This window comes from Moritella marina ATCC 15381 (genome assembly GCF_008931805.1).
Classification (GTDB): Bacteria; Pseudomonadota; Gammaproteobacteria; order Enterobacterales; family Moritellaceae; genus Moritella; species Moritella marina.
Genome location: NZ_CP044399.1, coordinates 912,770 through 934,797, shown reverse-complemented (window position 1 = coordinate 934,797; position 22,028 = coordinate 912,770). Strand labels below are relative to the sequence as shown.

At 40.3% G+C, this 22,028-nt stretch carries 24 protein-coding genes; 13 read left to right on the top strand and 11 right to left on the bottom strand.

The features are described 5' to 3' along the window. Nucleotides 1-35: 35 nt before the first annotated feature. A complete protein-coding gene (ohrR, locus tag FR932_RS04260) occupies nt 36-479 on the bottom strand; it encodes a transcriptional regulator OhrR (RefSeq protein WP_019439289.1) in 444 nt (147 codons plus the stop codon). 246 nt (nt 480-725) lie between these two features. Here ohrR and FR932_RS04255 point away from each other — a divergent pair, with 246 nt between their 5' ends. Then, nucleotides 726-1,622 (top strand): methyl-accepting chemotaxis protein, encoded by an 897-nt coding sequence (locus tag FR932_RS04255; RefSeq protein ID WP_019439290.1) that lies wholly within the window; start codon nt 726-728, stop codon nt 1,620-1,622. Nucleotides 1,623-1,644: 22 nt separating this feature from the next. Here FR932_RS04255 and FR932_RS04250 read toward each other — a convergent pair whose 3' ends face one another. Together FR932_RS04250 and FR932_RS04245 are read right to left on the bottom strand one after the other, a co-directional pair. Beyond that, a complete protein-coding gene (locus tag FR932_RS04250) occupies nt 1,645-1,917 on the bottom strand; it encodes an acylphosphatase (RefSeq protein WP_019439291.1) in 273 nt (90 codons plus the stop codon). A 212-nt stretch (nt 1,918-2,129) separates the two neighbouring features. After that, nucleotides 2,130-3,257: a M14 family metallopeptidase gene (locus tag FR932_RS04245; RefSeq protein WP_019439292.1), complete on the bottom strand. Its 1,128-nt coding sequence runs from the start codon at nt 3,255-3,257 to the stop codon at nt 2,130-2,132. 323 nt (nt 3,258-3,580) lie between these two features. Here FR932_RS04245 and FR932_RS04240 point away from each other — a divergent pair, with 323 nt between their 5' ends. Further along, nucleotides 3,581-4,168 (top strand): TetR/AcrR family transcriptional regulator, encoded by a 588-nt coding sequence (locus FR932_RS04240; protein WP_019439294.1) that lies wholly within the window; start codon nt 3,581-3,583, stop codon nt 4,166-4,168. Between the two features lie 115 nt (nt 4,169-4,283). Continuing rightward, a complete protein-coding gene (locus FR932_RS04235; protein ID WP_019439295.1) occupies nt 4,284-5,129 on the top strand; it encodes an alpha/beta hydrolase in 846 nt (281 codons plus the stop codon). Nucleotides 5,130-5,258: 129 nt separating this feature from the next. Here FR932_RS04235 and FR932_RS21415 read toward each other — a convergent pair whose 3' ends face one another. Then, complete coding sequence (locus FR932_RS21415) at nt 5,259-5,414, bottom strand: hypothetical protein (RefSeq protein WP_019439296.1); 156 nt, start codon at nt 5,412-5,414, stop codon at nt 5,259-5,261. A 167-nt stretch (nt 5,415-5,581) separates the two neighbouring features. On the opposite strand from FR932_RS21415, the gene maoP reads away from it, so the two are divergent. Beyond that, the gene (gene maoP, locus FR932_RS04230; protein ID WP_019439297.1) at nt 5,582-5,965 is read left to right on the top strand and encodes a DUF413 domain-containing protein; all 384 of its coding nucleotides are present in this window, start codon (nt 5,582-5,584) and stop codon (nt 5,963-5,965) included. 77 nt (nt 5,966-6,042) lie between these two features. Here the strand turns inward: maoP and rimK are convergent, their stop codons facing one another. The 4 genes from rimK to FR932_RS04210 form a co-directional block, all read right to left on the bottom strand. After that, nucleotides 6,043-6,924, bottom strand: coding sequence for a 30S ribosomal protein S6--L-glutamate ligase (rimK, locus tag FR932_RS04225; protein WP_019439298.1), 882 nt, complete (start codon nt 6,922-6,924; stop codon nt 6,043-6,045). A gap of 37 nt (nt 6,925-6,961) precedes the next feature. Then, nucleotides 6,962-7,990 carry an arginase family protein gene (locus FR932_RS04220; RefSeq protein ID WP_019439299.1) on the bottom strand — a complete coding sequence of 343 codons (1,029 nt, stop codon included), beginning with the start codon at nt 7,988-7,990 and terminating at the stop codon, nt 6,962-6,964. 198 nt (nt 7,991-8,188) lie between these two features. Further along, nucleotides 8,189-8,758, bottom strand: coding sequence for an Hsp20 family protein (locus tag FR932_RS04215; RefSeq protein WP_019439300.1), 570 nt, complete (start codon nt 8,756-8,758; stop codon nt 8,189-8,191). Between the two features lie 184 nt (nt 8,759-8,942). Next, nucleotides 8,943-9,395 carry an Hsp20 family protein gene (locus tag FR932_RS04210; protein WP_019439301.1) on the bottom strand — a complete coding sequence of 151 codons (453 nt, stop codon included), beginning with the start codon at nt 9,393-9,395 and terminating at the stop codon, nt 8,943-8,945. A gap of 366 nt (nt 9,396-9,761) precedes the next feature. On the opposite strand from FR932_RS04210, the gene FR932_RS04205 reads away from it, so the two are divergent. Together FR932_RS04205 and FR932_RS04200 are read left to right on the top strand one after the other, a co-directional pair. Continuing rightward, nucleotides 9,762-10,139 carry a MaoP family protein gene (locus FR932_RS04205; protein ID WP_019439302.1) on the top strand — a complete coding sequence of 126 codons (378 nt, stop codon included), beginning with the start codon at nt 9,762-9,764 and terminating at the stop codon, nt 10,137-10,139. A gap of 289 nt (nt 10,140-10,428) precedes the next feature. Next, entirely contained in the window at nt 10,429-11,499 is a 1,071-nt protein-coding gene (locus tag FR932_RS04200; protein ID WP_019439303.1) for an AI-2E family transporter, read from the top strand. Nucleotides 11,500-11,592: 93 nt separating this feature from the next. Here the strand turns inward: FR932_RS04200 and FR932_RS04195 are convergent, their stop codons facing one another. After that, nucleotides 11,593-13,038 (bottom strand): cupin domain-containing protein, encoded by a 1,446-nt coding sequence (locus FR932_RS04195; protein ID WP_019439304.1) that lies wholly within the window; start codon nt 13,036-13,038, stop codon nt 11,593-11,595. Nucleotides 13,039-13,091: 53 nt separating this feature from the next. Further along, nucleotides 13,092-13,856 (bottom strand): hypothetical protein, encoded by a 765-nt coding sequence (locus tag FR932_RS04190; protein WP_019439305.1) that lies wholly within the window; start codon nt 13,854-13,856, stop codon nt 13,092-13,094. A gap of 256 nt (nt 13,857-14,112) precedes the next feature. Here FR932_RS04190 and FR932_RS04185 point away from each other — a divergent pair, with 256 nt between their 5' ends. The 7 genes from FR932_RS04185 (at nt 14,113) to FR932_RS04155 (ending at nt 20,261) form a co-directional block, all read left to right on the top strand. Further along, on the top strand, nt 14,113-14,553 hold the full coding sequence (locus FR932_RS04185) for a MarR family winged helix-turn-helix transcriptional regulator (RefSeq protein WP_019439306.1): 441 nt from the start codon (nt 14,113-14,115) through the stop codon (nt 14,551-14,553). Between the two features lie 130 nt (nt 14,554-14,683). Continuing rightward, nucleotides 14,684-14,905: an envelope stress response membrane protein PspB gene (gene pspB / locus FR932_RS04180; protein WP_019439307.1), complete on the top strand. Its 222-nt coding sequence runs from the start codon at nt 14,684-14,686 to the stop codon at nt 14,903-14,905. Then, entirely contained in the window at nt 14,902-15,291 is a 390-nt protein-coding gene (gene pspC, locus FR932_RS04175; protein WP_019439308.1) for an envelope stress response membrane protein PspC, read from the top strand. The genes pspB and pspC overlap by 4 nt, the downstream gene beginning before the upstream one ends. Before the next feature lie 111 nt (nt 15,292-15,402). Further along, nucleotides 15,403-15,990 (top strand): DUF4136 domain-containing protein, encoded by a 588-nt coding sequence (locus tag FR932_RS04170; protein ID WP_240532310.1) that lies wholly within the window; start codon nt 15,403-15,405, stop codon nt 15,988-15,990. Nucleotides 15,991-16,156: 166 nt separating this feature from the next. After that, a complete protein-coding gene (locus tag FR932_RS04165) occupies nt 16,157-18,124 on the top strand; it encodes a bifunctional 2',3'-cyclic-nucleotide 2'-phosphodiesterase/3'-nucleotidase (RefSeq protein WP_019439310.1) in 1,968 nt (655 codons plus the stop codon). 128 nt (nt 18,125-18,252) lie between these two features. Then, complete coding sequence (locus tag FR932_RS04160; RefSeq protein ID WP_019439311.1) at nt 18,253-19,101, top strand: alpha/beta fold hydrolase; 849 nt, start codon at nt 18,253-18,255, stop codon at nt 19,099-19,101. Nucleotides 19,102-19,238: 137 nt separating this feature from the next. Further along, a complete protein-coding gene (locus FR932_RS04155; RefSeq protein ID WP_240532311.1) occupies nt 19,239-20,261 on the top strand; it encodes a sensor domain-containing diguanylate cyclase in 1,023 nt (340 codons plus the stop codon). Between the two features lie 78 nt (nt 20,262-20,339). On the opposite strand, the gene FR932_RS04150 is transcribed toward FR932_RS04155, so the two are convergent. After that, complete coding sequence (locus FR932_RS04150) at nt 20,340-21,980, bottom strand: ATP-binding protein (protein ID WP_244963932.1); 1,641 nt, start codon at nt 21,978-21,980, stop codon at nt 20,340-20,342. Nucleotides 21,981-22,028 lie beyond the last annotated feature (48 nt).

The window sequence follows — 22,028 nt, the reverse complement described above, 5'->3', positions numbered from 1 at the left end:
TTATCGCTCCGTGTTCACCACCGTTATAATCGCGACTAATCCGTTAGATTATTCAGTAATGCCTCACAACTCGCTTTCATCATCAGCAACTCTTCTTTTGGTAAACCAGCCTGACAAAACATATTCAGTGGTACAGCTTTAGCCTGCTCTTTTAATGCCACACCAGCAGCTGTTAAACACAATATGCGTGCACGCTCGTCGTCTTTGCTACGGTCACGGCGAATAAGTCCTTTTAACTCTAAACGTTTTAACAAGGGTGTTAACGTACCAGAATCAAGGTGCAGTTGCTCGCCTAATACCTTTACGCTGATTTCATCTTGCTGCCAAAAAACTAACATGGTTAGGTATTGTGGGTAAGTGAGATCAAGGGCTTTCAACATTGGTCGATACGCGCGTATCATTGCATTTGTCGCGCTGTATAAAGCAAAACAAACCTGATTATCTAAGTGTAACATCGTCTCTTCATTCAATTGCGACATCAGGGTAACCTCTCTTAATTGTCTTGCGCACAATATACTTAACTTTTTATAAATGTCGATAGATTTAAACCTAAGTAAATAAATAGCACATAATCACTAAACAAATAGCATGGGCTGCCGATAAGCTCTTAAGCGACTCTTTGCGCATGCTTTGGCGATACGGCCTAATTATTGCTTAACCGTAAATAGCGGATAAAAAATTGCCGCTATAAATTATAAACGACTCGAATAAGGCAGACTCAAGCTATGTTTAATTTTTTCAACTCTAATAAAGTCCCTCTTGGACAAGTTCTTATTTCAGAAACAGACTTAGCTGCACTGCAAAGTAAAGCCAAAATTTTAGAGCAATTACAAGATAGTGGCGCACTATCTATTGCTCAAGAAATTACCCAGAATGCACAAAAGGTAAATACATCTTCAGCAAACCGATTAGGTAACATTGAAAGAAACTTTGATTTAGTTCAAGGGTTTATGGAGCAATCAAAGGGTATTGAGAGCCTATCTAATGATTCTTTCAGTTCTGCACAAAGTACAGCAAGCATCTCTCAAACCGGTATTCAGCAACTTGAGGAATTAACTGGCAACATTACTGATTCTGCACGATTTATCGCCGAGTTCACTATTTTGCTAGCCAACTTAGACGATAACAATAAGAACATTGGTCAATTAGTTGACTCAATCAAAGGCATTGCCGATCAAACTAACCTGTTAGCGCTAAATGCGGCAATTGAAGCGGCACGTGCGGGTGAGCATGGCCGTGGTTTTGCCGTGGTTGCCGATGAAGTACGCGCGCTAGCAAATACTGCAAATCAATCAGCGGATCAAATCCAGGGTGAAATGAAAAAAATCATGGATATCTCTGCAGCCATTATCAATAAGCAAAAACAAGTCACCAATATTATTGATGACAGTGTTGATATCGCGACTGTAACAATGAAAAGCTTACAAGAGCTGGTATCACAAGCTAATTCAAGCTCAAGCTTGGTTGAGCAAACGATCAGTCAAGTTCAGCAACAGCTAAGCCATTCAAACACGATCCAAACGGGTATGGATGCGTTGATCTCAGATACTCGTGAAGCACTAACCGGTTCATCAAACAACGTACAGTTAGGCGAGCAACTGGTTACCAAACTGCGTTTTTAATATAGCTACGCTTTTAATATAATCAGCCTTGGGTGAAATCGATAAGTGCTCTGTATTCCAGTGCACTTATCTCTAACGCGTCAACCTGTGCACTATCTGGGCCTTCTCTTAACCATAAGATCAATTTATCTCGGTTAATCTTGTCACCAAATACCTGCACTTCGACATCACCATTATTTAGATTGATAGCGTGTCCAGTCAGCCCAAGCTGCCGTGCTTGCTGTACCGTAGCATAACGAAAACCAACCATTTGTACCCTACCATGTACTATGATCTGATTGCCTTCTTGTAACATAACCCCATATCCTTAACCAAACTTGATCAACTATTATTGAGTATATGACTACATTCGCAATTTAGACCATGTTGATTAATTCAACAAACTGATAAGGTTCACAAAAACACGTTAAATATAAATCCCAGATATGAAAAAGCCCGTGAGACAGGGTTAACAGTCATTCACGGGCTTGTGCCGTCAGTATTATTTATTCAGCTAACGCTGACAAATTAACGTAAATCGTCAACCACAGCTAACATAGCAACCAATGATGCTTCACCCAGCTTAATAGAACGCTCTGGTGACCAACCCATCATAGGATCAGGTAAGTTATCATTGTCTTTAAATGGCATTTCCATGGTATTTGCTAGGCAATCAAACTCTTCAGCAACCCAGTTAGTCGCAACAGTCATGTTTGCAGTACCTGGTGCGTCAATGTCATAACCAATTTCAGCTTGGAAATCAGCACTTGCCAGTTTGAACACTTCAGAGAAACGATCACGTAATGTCGCTAATCTGTCGTTATAGCTTGGCGTACCTTGTGAACCCGCTAGGAATACGAAAGGTAATGCTTCATCACCGTGTACGTCATAGAATAAATCCACGCCAGTTTCTTTCATCTTATTGATGGTATGGAATACTTCTGGGCTTTTTTCTAGGCTTGGATTTAACCATTCACGGTTAAGGTTTACACCAAGTGCATTGGTACGTAGATGACCACGTGCACTGCCATCTGGATTCATGTTTGGCACGATGTAGAAGTTAGCTTTGTCTAATAATGCTTTACCCGTTGGGTTGTCACTATCCAGTAAGCTATGCATTAGGCCATCAACTAACCATTCAGCCATCGTTTCACCTGGATGCTGACGCGCAGTGATCCAGATGTTACGTTTGCCTTCAGCGCCATCACCGATCTTAACTAATGTTAAGTCGCGCTTATCAAGCGTTTCACCAAGGTGCTCTAAGCTTACTAATGGGTGCATTTGCACTGCCGCTAGTAAGTCTTGATGACGTTCGTAGCTGTACGGGGCAAAGTAAGCAATTTGCATTGACTCACAATCCATATCAGCAATGATCGTTAATTTGCCATCTTTATAAAAAGTCGGAATACGGAACCAGTGCTGGCGATCATACGATGCAACGGCTTGGTAGTTTTCCCAACCTTCGATGTAAGACGCTTCACCAGCATTAAGGATATTCAGTGTGTATTGCTCACCCACTACACCTTCAACACGGAAGTTAAACCATTGGAAAAACTCTTCACCTACGTCCGGACGGATCGCAAGTTGAACATCATTTTTGTCATCTAAATTAATAACTTCAATATTACCAGCATCAAAATTGGCGGTGATCCGCATACGACTTCCTTAATTCATATTTAAAATTGACTTAAGCATAAACGATCCCAGTGTAACTGTGTAGGGCAGATCTTTATTAATAACACTAAATACCTTATTTAATTTCCATTTTTTGACAAAAATCAGCACAAAAGATCCCGAATTTGTATCGCAGTAACCATAATCAACCACAACAAATAACATCGATGGCCCCCCTAACGCTACCACCTTAGTTATATTTTATGGCTATTACTCACCATGCGCTGGCATTAAAAGAACGGTCGTGCTAAAAATGTCATCATTGATAAAGCGAACCAGCACACTAACAAGCCTAAAGGATAGTCATGAGTAAAGGTCGTATAACACGCGAACATATTCTCAATATAGCCTTCACTATCGCCAGTGAAACTGGGCTAGAGAGTTTAACGATTGGTGTACTTGCCAAAGCCTGTGGCATGTCTAAAAGTGGTTTGTTCTCGCATTTTAATTCCAAAGAGAACCTGCAAGTTGCAGTGATCGAATACGCTGGTGAATGTTTCAACGAGCGTGTGATAGAAGCGGTTAGACGTGAACAACATAGCGACGTTAGTACACGCTTACAATCACTGCTACATCACTGGCTAGACTGGAATCATTCATTTCAAGGCAGTTGCATGTTTATGGACGCTTGGAAAGAAAGTAACTGTAGCCAAGATATTTTGCAGCAAACATTACGTAAGCAACTGCACACGTGGATCAGTTATTTAGAAATACAAATTAGTAAGGGTCAACAAAGCGGTTTATTTCGTGCAGACTTAATTCCCAGACAAGCTGTGTTTCAATTTTACGGTTTGTATTTAAGCAGTCACCTGTTCCATTCCATTGAACTTGAGAATGATGAACGCACACTATTTTGGCAAGGCGTCAAACAGCTGTATAAACAGTGGCAATAAATTGTCATGAATTCACCATGATTAATCGATAATAACGAATGGGCGGCAACGCCTTTAAAATACAACATAAATAGCACGACCGTTCGATTTAAGGGTGTTATTTTAGGAGTTTACCATGAGCAGTAACATTTATTTTAATACCCGTGGCAAGTTTACTATACGTCGTAGCATGATTAATATCGGCACACGATTACATCACAGCATCGCGCCGAAACACGCCCTTAAAACAGCACGTAACTTATTGCTTACGCCAGTACGCAGCACCTCAAACAGCGATGATCCTGAAGGGCTATTACGCTCGACCCATTTGACCTCTGAAGGTCGTTTAAATACCTATCAAATAGGTAATGGTCCAGTTTGGATATTAAGTCATGGCTGGTCTGGCAGTGCGAGCCAATTCTTCCCATTAATGGAACATATCGCGGCACAAGGTTTTACTGCGCTAGCTTATGATCACCCCGCTCACGGACAAAGCGAAGGTCGTCATGCTCACCTGCCCGCTTTTGTACAAGCTTTTGATGAACTGATTGATAACGTAGATGATGTAGTTGGTATTATTGCCCACAGCATGGGATCTGCATCCGTACTGGAGAGCCGTCACCCTAAGGTTGATGCGCTGCCATTGTTATTAATTGCCCCCGTACTTAACTACGTAGATAACTTATATGACATGGTGGGTAAATCAGGGTATTCAATGAAACTATTCGGCGCGATGATCACCCATATTGAAGATAAATATGAATACAGTTTAGACACGATAAATCCGTATCAAAAGCTCATATCTCGCCAACATGACACGACGATAGTACATGATAAGCGTGATCGATTTGCAGACTTTAGTACTTCAGAATCAGCAGCGAATACAACGAATAATATCAATTTAATTGCGACAAAAGGTCAAGGTCATGGACGTGTCATCAAATGTGATTCAACCATGGCAGCTTTCGATAGCTTAATTTAGTTCATCGTTATATTTAGTCAACAGTTTCGTCAACAGTTTCGTCAACAGTTTCGTCAACAGTAAACATCGCGCTTTAGCAGGGGTTCAAACTACTAAAGCGCTGATGAAATTCACTTAACCTGTCTTGTATTAATGGACAAAACTATGATCATCCATTTCTTTCCTTGCCTTACGTGAGTCCCGACGTGAACGCTGTTCCTGTTTACGTATTTCAATACCTACCTCATTATCATCATCAAATCTAAAGACTGGTTTTTTCTTAAATTTAAGATCTAATTTAGCCACTGCATTTTCCTTAGTAAGAAGGTGTTGATGTACTACACCAGATACAAATACTACACCTCCTTAAGCAAAAATATAAATCAATCTTTTCATCGTCAGCAGCAAATTTTTTTGTTGTACAAGTCGTAAAAACTAAACGATTATCTGCAAAAAATGATGAGGTCAATACAATGAGAAATATGGGTGTATTCTTAGATGAATTACATTTTCCAGCTGGCTTTAATGCCAATGATAGTTTCAGTTCCGAAGAAACGCTCACGCTAGAAAGCTATGGTTTAACCATGCGCCAGTTACAAGAAGGGAACTTACTGCCACTCACTGCCGCAGAATACTATTTCTTGGCGGAATTAGATGGTGAGATCCCAATCACTTCCCACTTTTCTAGATGCTGGCGTAAATACAACAGCAAGATCACGCGTTTCGATGACAACTCAACCAAACGAGCAACATCCAAACGCGCTGCTACAGTACGTGATGATTCAGATCTAACGGTAAACACTGAAGAAGACAATGACGATGATGATGAATACGGGAATTTAGAGTTCGACTTGTGACAGGAAACGCCATGTAAGCGGTAATATCCACCTAGCAATGGTTGTGGATATTACCTATTATAACGGCTAAGGATTACTTAGTGATTGGCTAGATTTGCTTCAATATAACTAATGATTAACTTAGCAATATCAATATCGGTAGCATGCTCAATTCCCTCTAATCCAGGTGACGAGTTGACTTCCATGATCAAAGGTCCACGCTCAGAACGTAACAAATCAACACCTGCTACTTTCAATCCCATCGCTTGCGCTGCAGCTATAGCGGTTTCACGCTCTTCCGAAGTGATATCAATCTGGCAAGCATGACCACCGCGATGTAGGTTCGATCTAAACTCACCTTCGGGAGCCTGTCGCTTCATCGCCGCGACCACCTCATCACCAATCACAAAACAGCGAATGTCGGCGCCTTTCGACTCCTTGATATATTCTTGCACCAGTATGTTGGCTTTCATGCCCATAAACGCTTCTAGCACACTCTCGGCAGCCTGATTGGTTTCTGCCAACACCACACCAATGCCTTGGGTACCTTCGAGTAATTTTATCACTAAAGGCGCACCGCCTACCAAGCTGATCACATCTGGGATATCCGTTGGTGAATTAGCAAACCCTGTCACCGGCATGCCTATATTTCTCTGACTGAGTAATTGTAACGATTGTAATTTATCCCGTGAACGCGTAATCGCTAATGACGGGTTAATCGTAAACACCCCCATCATTTCAAATTGACGCAATACCGCACAGCCATAAAAACTAACGTCCGTACCAATACGTGGGATCACCGCATCAAATCCTTCCAAGCTTTGACCATCAAAATGGATAGAAGGTTTGGTGTCGTTAATATTCATATAACAACGTAATACATCAATCACCACAGGCTCATGCCCATGTGCTAAACAAGTTTCCACAATACGGCGTGTTGAGTATAACGTTGGGCCTTGCGATAAAATGGCTATTTTCATTTTAACTTTCTCTATTTATCTTTTAATAACATCTAAATTAATTCGATACCTTCAGGTGTTGTAATACCGGGCAGATAATCGATGACACATAAGCAGCGGTTTTATGGCTGTAATCCAATTCTGGATTTAGTGTGACAATATCGAGCATTTTCAATTTGCCACTACGCGCAATAATCTGTAACGCAAAAATCAGTATTTCAAGGGTTATACCCTGGGTCTGACTTGAATGTAAGTGACTATCCTTGGACGCTAATACTTGCTCATAAATAACCGCTAAATCGACACTCAAATGAATATGGTCTACTTGCTCAATGAATCGTTCTAATGTTTCTTCAATAAGTTCACGATGCGTAATGCTCATGTGTTTATCCAATAACCAATCACAACCGAGCTCCTTTGCATACTCAAACGTGTCTTCGGAGTTTGTGCGTTTACAAATGCCTAATCCTAAATAATTAAAAATTCTAAATGTCTCTAAGCAATATTGATTCACTGCATTAAATACAGAATCGAGCTTAGGAGACGGTGTTAACCGCAACTCAAAGTTAGGGTCGAAGTTGATAATACCTATTCTATTATTACCCGCGACATACTCACTGCCATACCACTTATTATGTTGGTGCTGGTGATATTGCTGTTGGTATAAATGCGCCGATAACGCTTGATAATTCGCGATGGAAATGGAATCAGCACTGCCTATTGTAATAGGGAAATGACCCGCCATTAAATACACAAGCACTTTTAGGTATTGTTCCAATTGAATATCATCGACATCCAAATCATCAAAACCGTCGATATCATCGAGCATACCCGCGTTATAAACCGGTATATTGGTTTTAGTGAGTGCCGCATGCATAACACTGCGCGCAATACTTTCTAAGCCACCCGGTTTTGATAGCAGGTTAACAACACTATTATCCGCAACAACATTACTCGGGAATCGACCATCCGCCGCCACACCTAATAAAATAGCACCGGGCGTCGATTGCTGTTTATAAGGTCGTAACACTTTAATCGAACAAAACCAAAGATTTAAATTCTGACGTAATCGTTGAGAAAATGTCATTTCCGCCTATCCCCTTTTAGTCGCGAAAGAATGCGATTAAACGCTTTGAGACCAGGTTTGGCAAATGAGTTCTTTTTGTCGTGACGATGAATAAATTTTATCGAAGCACAAAAATGAAATAACAAAAAAGCGCATCAAGATTGATGCGCTTTAAGGTGTTTGAAACCAGCTTATATGATCGGTTGTTATGCGCGAATTTTAACGGCCAATAACTATCTTACGTGGTTGTAATGCTTCAGGTATTTCTCTATTTAAATTAATCGTTAGCAACCCTTGATGCATATCCGCATTCACGACGTGTACGTGATCAGCTAAGGCAAATTTACGGCTGAAATTAGTTTGATTAATTCCTTGGTGTAAAAGTGTAGAGGTTTGCTTTAAGGGCAATTTTTCACCAGTAATAACCAATTCACTCGCTGTCACCGTAATATCGATTTCCTCGAGTGAGAAACCAGCTAACGCCAGCGTAATTTGGTAATCGGTCTCACTCATTTGGCTAATATTGTAGCGTGGATAAGTCGTATCAGCCGACGATTTAACGACTTTACGATCTGATTGCAGATCTGTTTTAGCTGTTATTTTATTTGCTGCCATCGTGTTTTTAGCATCTTCGTTGTTAGCAGCGCGCTTTTTAGCTTTGCAAGCATCAGATATACGTTGCGCCGCTAATTGCTGTTCAACTAACTTCTGTGCCATATTAGCAAAGCGATCGAAGCCAACTGCGTGGCGGTATAGTGGAGCGAAGTCAAATTTTGTCATTGTAGTCATGTCTATTTTCCTCAAACAATAGATAGCGATAAGCCTGCTGAGCAGCACTTATATACCCAAGTCTTTTTTAAAGATACTTAGGGTTACAGCTTAGCGAACGCATGCCCGCTAAGATAAATGTGGTTTATTTCGGATAAGGTATTACAGGTACTGCTACTGGTCTATCACCAGTATCTATAGCGAACTACTCAGCAGATAAGGTTTTAGCACCGTTTATTTCAATTTTACGCGGCTTCATGGCCTCGGGTAATTGACGTTCCAAATCGATGTACAGTAAGCCGTTCTTCATGTCTGCCCCGTTGACAAAAACATGATCAGCTAATTCAAATTTACGTTCAAAGTTACGCTCTGCAATACCACGATGTAAGAAGGTGCGTTTATCGTCTTCTTTGGCGACCGTTACTTTCGTGCCTTTGATAAGTAATTCATTATTTTGTGTTGAGATATCAATTTCTGCATCGTCAAAGCCTGCAACAGCCATGGTAATACGGTAATTATTATCATCGATTTGTTCGATATTATACGGAGGAAAATTGTTGCCTGATTGGCGATTTGATGCAGCCGTTTCAGCAAGCGCTGCTAAACGTTCAAAACCAATTGCACTGCGGTATAGGGGAGTAAAGTCAAAAGTACGCATAATTATATTCTCCATTGAGCAATATTATCATAGTCACTAAGCCAAATTAGTTTGCGCCTAGCCATGATGTATTTTATTTCTATTGAGTGTCATTTTCATTAAGTACAACAAACTCCGTTAGGCAGTTGTTAATACTTATTTTTAGTCTCGGCCTCGAAAGCGCCTAACTAATAGATGTGGATGCAGGGAGGTGTTTTCAAGTAAAACGCTTAATTATTAAAAAAAAATTAAGCGCAATTGTGACACCTGATTACAATTTTTTTTTCATTGTCATTAAACTGTCAAAATCCAACGTTAGTTTAGAGAACAATTAAATCAGTAGTTAAAATGTTCAAGACACAGTTAATTTAACGCAAGGTAATCGATATGAGAAGCATGGGTATATTTTTAGATGAAGTGCATTTTCCGCTTGGTTTTCAACAACAAAATGCATTTAATGTAGATGAATCACAATTATTAGAAAATTATGGTTTAACGATGCAGCGACTGCAAGAAGGCGAGCTTTTACCCGCCACTGCTGACGAACATTTCTTTCTCGCCGAACTCGATGGCGAATTCGAATTAACCTCTGATTTTGCCCGTTGCTGGCGTAAATACAGCCATAAAATAACGCACACAAATACAGCTCGTCATGCAATAACGAAGCGCAACGTAAAACAGCCTAGCCGAGATTATTTTGTCGATGAACTCTCTACACTCGAAGACATAGATAATACTTATGATGAATTAGACCTCGATTCATAATCGGCTAAATCACCTCAGTAAACCTGAGATGATGACCTACTGCAAACAATAAAAAGCACTTAACTTTAAGTGCTTTTGTACACTAGCAATCAGCCCATCATAAATAACACCACCATAAATTGCATATCCCCCCAATGCAATAAAGATAACGCCCTGAAAATAAAGCCTATAATTTATACTATAATCATATCAGCCCTGTCTTTCCTAGATAGTGTTGCGCCATCCGCATTGCGATGAACAGACGTAAATCACACGTACTGCCTCGGGCTTTATATAACAAGGAATGTTTATGTCAAAAAACACCACTTTTTCAAGCCAAACAATTGACGTATATATAAAAATAGCCGCGATATCGCTACTCATTTATTGGTGTTATTCCATTTTACAGCCATTTTTCCTCATGGTGATCTGGGGAGCGATTATCGCGACTGCATTATACCCGATAGCGACTTGGGCAAATAACAAGTTTGGCATAAGCAAAAGTAAAGCCAGTTCGGCGCTTTCAGTTATTGGTGTATTACTACTATTAGTGCCACTGATTGTACTTTCAACAGGAATATATACAGGTGGTTCAGCATTAGTCACAGGTGTTCAGGCTGGAACAATAGTGATACCAACGCCAAATATCAGTATCAAAGATTGGCCCATCATAGGTGAAAAAGTATATGGGTTTGCTCTACAAGCATCATCAAACTTAGAAAGCATGCTAACCAATTACAGTGACGAAGTGAAAAGTACAATAACTAAAATGGCCTCATTTCTAGGCAGTTTGGGGGGCAGCTTTATTCAATTTATTATCTCAACGGTCATCGCTGGCGCTTTCATGGTGAATGCTGATAAATGTGAACAAGCTTTCGTACTCGTCGCGAGCCGTTTAACCGGTGGTGAACAAGGTAAAGAACTAACCACAATATCAAAAACAACGGTAAGAGGTGTTGTACAAGGCGTTATCGGAGTCGCTGTTATCCAATCTATTTTGGCGGGAATAGGCATTGCTTTTGCAGGTATTCCAGGCGTTGCTATATGGATGTTTTTAATATTAATCGTTGCGATCATTCAACTTCCGCCAATCCTAGCATTACTACCCGCTATCATTTATGCGTTCACAGTCGACACAACTACCACAGCCGTTATATTTTTAGTCTGGTGTATTCTGGTGAGCGCGAGTGACGCGGTTCTTAAACCTATGTTATTAGGCCGTGGATCAGATACACCTGTACTGGTTATTTTATTGGGAGCACTGGGCGGTATGGTCATGTCAGGTATTATCGGTTTATTTGTCGGTGCCGTAATATTGAGCCTAACATACAAGTTATTCACCGTTTGGTTAGAGAACGAAGCACAGCACAATAATGCATAACACTGACCGCACACAACACTAGGCCACACACCACACTAGACAACAAAAATAGCTAACGCCCTTTATCGTCAAAATAAAGGGCTTTTTAACGACTTAGTGAGACATAGCAAGCGACTGCTTAGTATCAAAGGTTAATCCCTGCTTCAATTTAAAGTCATGGAAATTAAAGCTATCACTAAATACCGCACTGCTTGCTTGCATGGTTAACGCTTCAGTAAATACCATTGGTTTTGCGAACACGCTGCGATCGCCATGTGGAGACCAACTACCAGTGATAGCAACTTTAGGCGTGCCCTCTTTCATGCCCAGCATTTCATGATCCCAATAAGGACTGTGAAAATAGACATTACCCGCAACTGCAGTATACGTTTCACCATTTAATAACCACTGCGTTTCACCACCAAGAATATAATAAAACTCCGGCGTAGCGTGGGAATGAGTCACGTACTTGCCTTTTGGACCATTGGCAATATAAGACATATTAAAGTCATACAGTTGCTCTGGTACCTTCGCTTGGAAAATGCCTTTCATCCGTACAATCTTATCCCAAGCAGCCAGTAAATCACCGCCTTTGGCAGCATCTTTAGACCAGAAGAAAGACTTTGCATCTATCTTCGTAAAATCCAACCACTGCACATCTTTCTCGTTTGAAAATAGCGGCGTCAGTGGATAGCGTAACAATACCGAATCCTCTTCATGCTTCATTGCAGTTAACTGCTGAATTTGAACACCATAAAAGCTGTCTTTTGCAGGCTCAGCCACCGCGCTATGTTGTAAATGCGTAAAGCGCTGACGCTCTGATTCATCCCATTGCTCAAAATCAGCAGGCATCACAGCTTCTAAAGGTTGCGCATGGAAATTACACCCCGTTAAATAATAGCCATAATTTAAATAGGTTTGATCGCCTGCAGGTGCCCAGCGAAACCACAGTATTTTAGCTGGTTTATCTGACACCACTTTCATACGGCGTTGTGATAATGACTCTAACTTCACCGATGTTCCAGTGTAAGCCGCGATCGTCTCAGCATCGACAGTTACCTCAACAGCACCCTCTAATACATGGAAACTACCGGGTGCAGCATCCGAAAATCGTGGTAATAATGCGCCTGGTGCAAGTGCCATTTCAATTATTTTAAAGTCAGGATGATTCATGACTGTTTTAACTTTTACTGCACTACGTAACTGTGCTAATTCAGTGGCTGATGCTGCTTTTATCCCATCCCAATCACTCGGGAATACCGCTTCTAACGCCTGCCAAGGTGAGGTTGAAGAATTAAACTCTGGTTGCACGAGATCTGTCCCGCTAAACGCTTGTGGCGCATTCGGATTAGCAATATCCACTTTGCGCTTTTCCCGCATCGCTGCAAAGATACTATTCGCAGGATCATTCTTTTTGTTCTCTGCTTTTTCTGCATAAATGTCTTGGGAGATATCTTTATAAGAAAAAACCTCGCCTACTTTGGGAATATACTGCTCCGCGAGTACTAAAACGGGTGATACTGCTAACGCTAATGCCATGGTGATAGTTGATAATTTCATTTTATATCCCTTAAAATATTCATCGTTATAAATGGAAAGTCTGATACCCTTAACTAAAAAAAGAATCGTCTTATCTTGAGTTTAAATATATCGTTCTTGACTAACCCATCACTCATCCCATCAAGCGACAGCTCTTCTTCTGTATGGCTATACTGTAAAATATACCACCACTTCTTATCGTCAGTGATTGTCGACCCCCAAGATAAGTTAATGTTCTGTTTCTCGTATTCCACCCCTTCACCAGACACTTTGTAGTATTCTGGAAATAACATAAAGTAAGAGCCATTATCACCCACATATTTTGACAAATAAGCCGCTAGCATGGTTCCCAGGGTACTACGCACACCATTTTGTTTAAAATCAAATGTGGCGTCCAAGTAAGTCACTTGCGGGAATAAATTTATTTTCCAACTTTTACTGATCGGAATTAACGACACAAAACCAATGGCATGCATATCAACATCTAAATAGTCATTATCTTCATAGATACGAAAATAATCATAAGACACGCCTGCTTTAGGGGCGAAAGACACACCTGTATTCATTACATTATAAAATTGGTAGCGTGAAGCTGAATACTCTTGCTTATCATTCCACTCCCCTTCGGCATGCAACATATACGACACATCGGCACTGTACTTTCCAGATACCTCCATGCTAAATACACCGCTGCTATCATCTTTTACAACGAGTGTTAACGCCGTGCTCACTTTCGTTAAATCTGCTAAATCCGGTTCGTTTTTAGTTTCAGTAGCAAACGCAGCCAAAGGTTGAAATAAGCTTAACGCGAGTAATGTTTTAGGTAATGTCATTTTCATTTTTTAAACCGTCCATGTATAAATGTGTCTCTACAGTCACGGTTAGCGAATAGGATGACAACCTGAAAGTTTCTTTACTGTTCCCCATAAATTATCGACAAAACAGTATGTTAAGATAATGTGACTACCTGACGCTTATTATGTAACATTTGACCTACATCACATCCAGGAGTAGTTAATACAAGGCGTTAAGCGTTATAATTCAGATAATGAAGATAAACAATACGTTCACAACTAGATGAACTTAGGGATACTCATGAAAAATAATCAGAAACAAAATTATTTCAAAGAGATACATAAACTTAATGAGTATTTTAGATTAAGTGCAGAAGTGTTATTGAAAAAACGTCACTTAAATTATGGCGCCTATATTGTCCTTAATAGCATTTTTGATAACCCAGACATCACCCAATACAAAATAGCCAAAACCACCGGGTTTTCAGTACAACGCGTGCATCAAATTATAAACATGCTAGAAGAACGTGAACTTATTATTCGCATCGGCATATCAAAATACAAAAAACAGCTGCAACTAACACCGCAAGGCAAAGACGTAGTTGATACCACAGAGTCCGAGTTAACAGCACAATTTCAGAGCATGTTTCGTGATCAGCAAGTACTGGTCGATACATTATCTCAATCAATAAAAGCCATGAACGATTATCTAACGAGTAAAAATGTCGGTTCACTCGCATAAGAAATTGTAAACGACAGCATTTTAACCAATACAAACAATCAACATATGTATAAAATACTATTGTAAACCATAATAATTTAAGCATTACCGCATTGCTAACTACCGCTTTCTATGCGAAACAGGGATCACCATGGATTTAATTGAAGTACCGCTCAGCATATTTTTAATCATCGTCGCACCGCTGTGGTTAATTTTACATTACCGTAGTAAGCGCCAAACCAATCAAGGGTTGTCAGAGAAAGATCAAGAAAACCTGCACTCCCTCATTGAGCGCACGGAAAAGCTGCAAGCTCGTATAATCTCGCTCGAATTGATCTTAGATGAAGAGTCGCCGAAGTGGAGAGAAAGATGATCAAAAAACAGCTATATCGAGACACCCAAAATGGCAAACTCGGTGGTGTATGTGCCGGTTTAGCAACAGCATTTGGCGCAGAAGTCTGGTTAGTTCGGCTGTTGTTTGTGTCTTTATTTTTATTTACCGGGTTCTTTCTCGCGATCCTGATTTATATCATCGCTTGCCTGCTATTAGAAAAAATGCCTATCCAAAAGCAACAACAAAACAGTGTTTATGCTAATCATTCGATGAAGACAAAGCCGTGGCAGCAAGGGCATTCAGCCGAGAAAATACTCGAAAATATTACAACAGAGCTCGATGAGATCGACCAAGACCTGCAAAAAATTGAAAATTATGTCATCTCATTTTCATTTAAAATGGATCGCGAATTCAACAAACACTAGAAATAGTAAAAGTACTAGAAATGCTCATGCTCGCATCAATAATGAAGCAGTAATGGTAAAGTGTTTTAAACAAGATCGAGACACATTGATAACGGACTATCAAAGGAGAGTATGATGATAAAGCTAACCATGCCATTGCTTGTGGCTACATTACTCGTCGCCTGTACCACGAGTGAATATCCGATAAGCAATGGCTACAACAAAGTAAATCAATTGACGAAAGTCGAGACTGGCGATCTCACGCAATTCACCCTACAAAAATCGACCTTTGCTTGGTATCCGGGACGCGGTAAAACATACCTTCCCGAAACCAGCAACAAAGCTTTATTTACTCGCTATACTGAAAAAGCCATCACCCAAATAATGCAGGATAAAGGCTATACTTTCACAAGTAATATACAACAAGCGGACTTTCTCATCGGTTATGGTTTAGCGGTAGAATCTGAACTCTCTGATGAGCAAATTTTTAATAAAGTAGGTTCAAACCTGGGTTTATCAATGAGTCATTTAGACCCAGATAAATTCCAAAAAGGCAGTGCCCTTATCGCCTTTTACAACCAACATACTTTTCAAACAGAATGGCAGGTACTCGCACAAGGTATAGCCAAAGTTGGGCTATCACAACAAGACCGCAAAGAAAAAATTGAAGCGGTGATGTTCTCTATGCTAAATCACGTACCGACACGTATCGCAGAATAATCGAGAGCAAACTAGTTTTATCGACTACCTGTAGCTAAAAAATCACACAGATACAAGACTAATGAGTGATTAAACAAGCGATTATTGACAATATAGCGCCAAGTTTAGTGTATTTATGCTACCTTGGCGTTTTCTGTATCTACTTCTATTTAACTTGGAGAAAATCATGTCGTTATCTATCAAACCAGTCGCTATTGCGGTACTCGGTGGGCTATTGACTATGGCTGGGCCTGCTTATGCGGAAACCATCAAATTACGTATTCTAGAAACGACGGATATTCATACCAACGTAATGGATTATGACTATTACAAGAACAAACCAACTGAAAAAACCGGTCTAGTTCGTACCGCGACATTAGTACGAGAAGCCCGTGCTGAAGTAAAAAACAGCGTGTTAGTTGATAACGGTGACTTATTGCAAGGTAGTCCAATGGGCGACTACATGGCAGATAAAGGCCTGCAACCAGGTGATGTACATCCGGTTTACAAAGCCATGAATCAACTGGGTTATGAAGTGGGTAACCTCGGTAATCACGAATTTAACTACGGGTTAGACTTCTTACAAGAAGCAACCAATGACGCTAACTTCCCGTATATCAATGCCAACGTTATCGATCTTAAGACCGGTAAAAACATGTTTACCCCGTACATCATCAAAACCAATACCTTTACTGATACTGACGGTGTAGAACATCAAGTTAAAATTGGTTACATCGGCTTTGTACCACCGCAAATCTTAATCTGGGATAAGAAAAACCTAGAAGGTAAAGTAGAAGCGTTAGACATCAAACAAACAGCTGAAAAATTTGTACCACAAATGAAAGCCGAAGGCGCAGATATCATTCTAGCGATCCCGCATTCAGGCGTATCAGCAGACCCGTATAAAGTCATGGCTGAAAATTCAGTTTACTATCTAACACAAGTACCGGGTATTGATGCTATTGCGTTTGGTCATTCGCATGCAGTATTCCCAAGCGAGAGCTTCTCGAAATTACCAGGCGCTGATATCGAAAAAGGCACAATCAACGGTATTCCAGCTGTCATGCCTGGTCGTTGGGGCGATCATGTCGGTATCATGGATCTCGTATTAGACAAACAAGGTGATACTTGGAAAGTAACGAACGCACAAACTGAAGCACGTCCTATTTTCGATAAATTTACTAAAAAACCATTAGTGAACGCTGACGAGAAAATGGTTGCAGCAGTACAAGACGACCACAAAGCAACACGTAACTTCGTTAACCAACCTATCGGTAAAGCCAATGACGTGATGTATAGCTTCCTTGCGCTAGTACAAGACGATCCAACAATTCAAATTGTTAACTTGGCGCAAAAAGATTACGTTGAACGCTTTATCCAAGGTGATCCTGATTTAGACGGTATTCCCGTACTTTCAGCTGCTGCACCATTTAAAGCTGGCGGCCGTGGTAACGATCCAACTAACTTCACCGAAGTTGAGTCGGGTCAATTAACCTTCCGTAATGCAGCCGATCTGTACCTTTACCCAAATACCCTAGTGGCAATGAAAGTGACAGGTAAAGAAGTAAAAGAATGGCTCGAGTGTTCTGCTGGTCAGTTTAACCAAATCGACTTAAACAGCACTGCACCACAAGGTTTAATCAACTGGGATGAATTCCGCACTTACAATTACGATGTGATGGACGGCGTTAAATATGGTATCGATTTATCACAACCAGCACGTTATAACGGCGATTGTAAACTGATTAACCCGAACTCAAGCCGTATTACAGACTTAACATTTGAAGGTAAACCGGTAGACCCTGCGCAGCCGTTCCTTGTAGCAACAAACAACTACCGTGCTTACAGTGCGAAGTTTGCAGGTACAGGCGAAGCGTTTGTTGCATTTGCATCACCCGATGAAAACCGTACTGTACTGGCAGATTACATCAGCCGTGTAAGTAAAGAAAAAGGCCAAGTAACGCCAAGTGCCGATAACAACTGGTACTTCACACCATTACAAAGTGATAAGAAACTGACTATCACGTTTGAAACAGCACCAGGTGAAAAAGCCGCACAGTTCATTAAGGACAAAGGCCAATACCCAATGCAGTTTATGAAAGAAGATAAACTTGGTTTTGCTATCTACAGCCTAGATTTACAAAATAACAAATAACTTATTTTGGCAGACCTATTATTGATGTAAAAAATACCGCAGCCTGTCTGCGGTATTTTTTTAACTAAAATTTGCTAAACTGATCGCTAGAAGCATTCGCATAAACCATCATCCAGGCAGGAGGCCACATGGATAACAGCACTAACGCTTACAATACAAAGCTAAAGAACAACATAAACAGCAGTCACGAGCACGCACTAACACCTTGCTACTATGAACAACAAGGCAGTAACAATAACAGTCCCATTGTGTTTATTCACGGCTCTTACGCAAGTACATCAACGTGGAAGAAGATAGTGCAACAGCTTGCACTCACCCATCACTGCATTTCGATTAAATTACCCGGCCATTGTGGAATGCCAGATCCCGATGATTTCAATGCTCCAAATATCAGTACTGAACTTGATATCATCGAATCTGTTATTGCGGAGTTAACGAATCAACCCATCCACCTTATCGGTCATTCTTTTGGTGGTGTCGTGGCGCTAGCGCTAGCACTGAAAGGCTCGGTCAATATAACGCAGTTAACCCTGTTCGAACCAGTATCAACCTGGGTATTTAAATCCGTTGGCGATCTCGACATGACGGCGCAAGTAAATACCTTCATTCAAGACTACCGTGAAAGTATCTCAAATAACGAAGTTTACGCCTGTGGGCAAGTTATCGACTTCTGGGGTGGTAAAGGGTCGTTTGAACCCCTCCCCGATTTCATCAAAGATGGCATGAAGCCTCTGACCAACAATAACAACCGTCATTGGAGTCTGTGTGAAAACACGTATCACCACAGGTCAGCACTCAATGCATTAACTATCCCTACAAAACTTATTTGTGGCTCGGCATCCAATCCAATTGCACAAAAAATTGTTCAGTACTTAAGCCATGAATTATCTAACGCCAAGCAATATAGCATAACAGGCGCGAGCCACTTTTTAGTCACCAGCCATGCAAACCAATGTATCGATATAATTAATGACTAGATCATAATCATTAAGTAGTAACTCTAATTAGGGGCTAGATCGCATTATCACACTAAAAATAAGCCATTTTTACAATGCGCACTATAATAGTCAGCACTCACGATTTGTATATTTTTCACCTTATTGATCTTTAATAGATGGTTGAACCATCACCTTGGAGTACATGGATGTTGCCTCTTCCAACAAAAAAAGTACAGGATATTGTATTCAATGCTTTATCAGTAACCAATGATGGTTTAGCTATTTTTGATAGCAATGATCACGTTATATACTGTAATGATAGTATGGCGACACTCTTTCATCACACCGCAGAACAGGCATTAGGCAACACTTTTGATCAACTCATCAAGCAATGTTTTCGCAACTCCGTTGGCATTAATATTCAATCAGACAATATCGATAAATGGCTAATCGCCGCCAATAATAAAAGGCGCAGTGTCCCCTTTCGGAGTTTCGAAACTGATACACGGGATGGCCGCTGGCACTTGGTTACTGAACAAATCGTCGGTGATGGGGTGCTATATGTTAGTAGTACCGATATCACTGAAAAAAAACAATCTGAAATTCAATTAGCGCTTTTATCTAAAGAATTGCACAAGCGCGCATCAACAGACGAACTTACCACGATCAGTAATCGTCATAATTTCTATGAAATGGCTGAAATAGAATTTCACAAAGCACAATTAGAACAGCAACCACTGGCGTTGATACTCATTGATATAGATAATTTTAAATCGATTAATGACAATTACGGTCATGCAGCAGGGGATACAGCACTCAAGGAGTTCGCTCATCACATCAAGAAAAAACTACGGGCTACAGATTTGTTTGCACGTATAGGCGGCGATGAATTTTCAATCATACTGCCTAATACCGATACCAGAGACAGCTTACTCATTGCAGAACGACTACGAAATAGCATAGCAACAATGCCCATCCAGCATCAAGATCACCCCATTCAACTCACCGCTTCAATCGGTATAGTCCAAGCGTCATTAACAATGCAGTCTATCCATGATGTCATTAACGCTGCAGACAAAGCACTCTATCAAGCAAAATCAGAAGGCCGCAATAAAGTATGCAGTGACCTCGGTTGTTCTAATGGCTTAATCAATCAATATGAATTAACGCCAACCAATAAACAACTGACCTATAGCTAAAACCGACTATAGCGGCCTTAACGGTTTTATCAGCTGTATTTAGTCACCTTTGCTCTAAATATATCTTTCTTAAAAGGTTTAGGTAAGTAATCGTCCATGCCGGAATCGAAACAGCGGTTTAGTAATATAGCCATCTACTAAATCTGCATAATTAAATTGCTCACTGTGGTTACTGCGTGCAAGTAATACCGGTATTTTACCTACCTTTTGGCGCAAGGTTTGTAATTCGATTTTCGCTAATTCAACTTCTTGCTGATTATAAATAATTATCGAGTTTGCTTTTACACTGGCCGCGACACAATTAATGTCAGCGCACTCGGTTGATGTAATACCTAATTTAGCCAGTTCAAACTGTAAAAATTGCGTATCATTAGCATTGACGATAATGGCTTGATAAGCTGATTCGGCTGGCTTAGGCTGGTTTTTTTCAATACCAACAGCGATGGTAAAATGAAAATCACTGCCCTCGCCTTTAATCGACGTGATGGCAATATTACCACCCATTAAGCTGATAATCTTAGCACTAATCGACAAGCCTAAACCGGTACCACCAAAATTACGCGTGGTATCATTATCTTCTTGCTGAAACGCTTCAAATATTTTGCCATGCTTGCCGGATTCAATACCAATGCCTGTATCTTTGACCGAAAATGATAAGGCGATATTGTCAGCATCTAAAGCCTGAGTCTTCAAGGCCAGCGTGATCTTACCTGCAGCAGTAAATTTCACCGCGTTGGACGCCAAATTCATCAACATCAATAAGGTTTGTGACGATGAATCAATCGTCATCAGATAATCTTTTTGGATTGGCGATAACTGTGAATCTTTTAAAATCTCAGCCATGCCGATAATGCCATTGAGTGGTGTGCGTATTTCATGTGACATATTCGCCAAAAATGTACTCTTGGCTTTATTCGCCTTATTGGCAATGTCTTTTTCTTGCGTAATAGTGGCAATATTTTGTTTTAACTCAGATTGCAGCGCCGCTAAATACGTAAAAGAATCACTCATTTCGTCATTAATGTGGTTCACAATTCGCTTATCATGGTCGCCAGTTGCAATAAAGCCAATATTACGGTTTAGGTCATTGAGGCGAGCAATAATACTGCGTTTGATCAAAGTGTAAATACAAACTATCGAGATCAATAAAATAGTAAAGACAATTAACAACCAAGTAAATGCTTTAAATAAATGCACATGAAAGTCATTAACCGCTTGTTCTGATTTCGCATTAATTTGGTCAAACTCTTGATTCAAACGCTTTCTTAATACTTGAAACTCTTGATTAATAGCCCAGTGAATGATGATTTTTTCTTGCTCATCATGGCTCTCAATATAATCTTGGGTTAGTTGACGCCACTCAGCCATTAACGACAGAATATTGTAATTATCACTCGCCGTATTTAGCTCAATGTATTTACCGTATCGGGTTTTAATTTGATCTAAATTGCTGTTAATCACCGAAAATGCTGCGACATCACCATCGATAATATACTGTTGAAAAGCCGAATAAGCCTGGTATGCATCACGGTCTGCGTTAAGAATAAGCGTGCTAGCATGACGATAAATGTTTGATTGCTGGTCAACAGCTGTTTTACCGTAATCAATCAGACGAGAACCCTCATAAATAGAAAACAATAAACAGAATATGAAAATGGCCATGAGTAAATTTAATTTGGCACGTATCGAGGTAAACATAAAAATCCTTTTCATTGTCATTTAACTGCCCTGTTAAAATCAAATATGCTGATGGTGGTACATAAAACA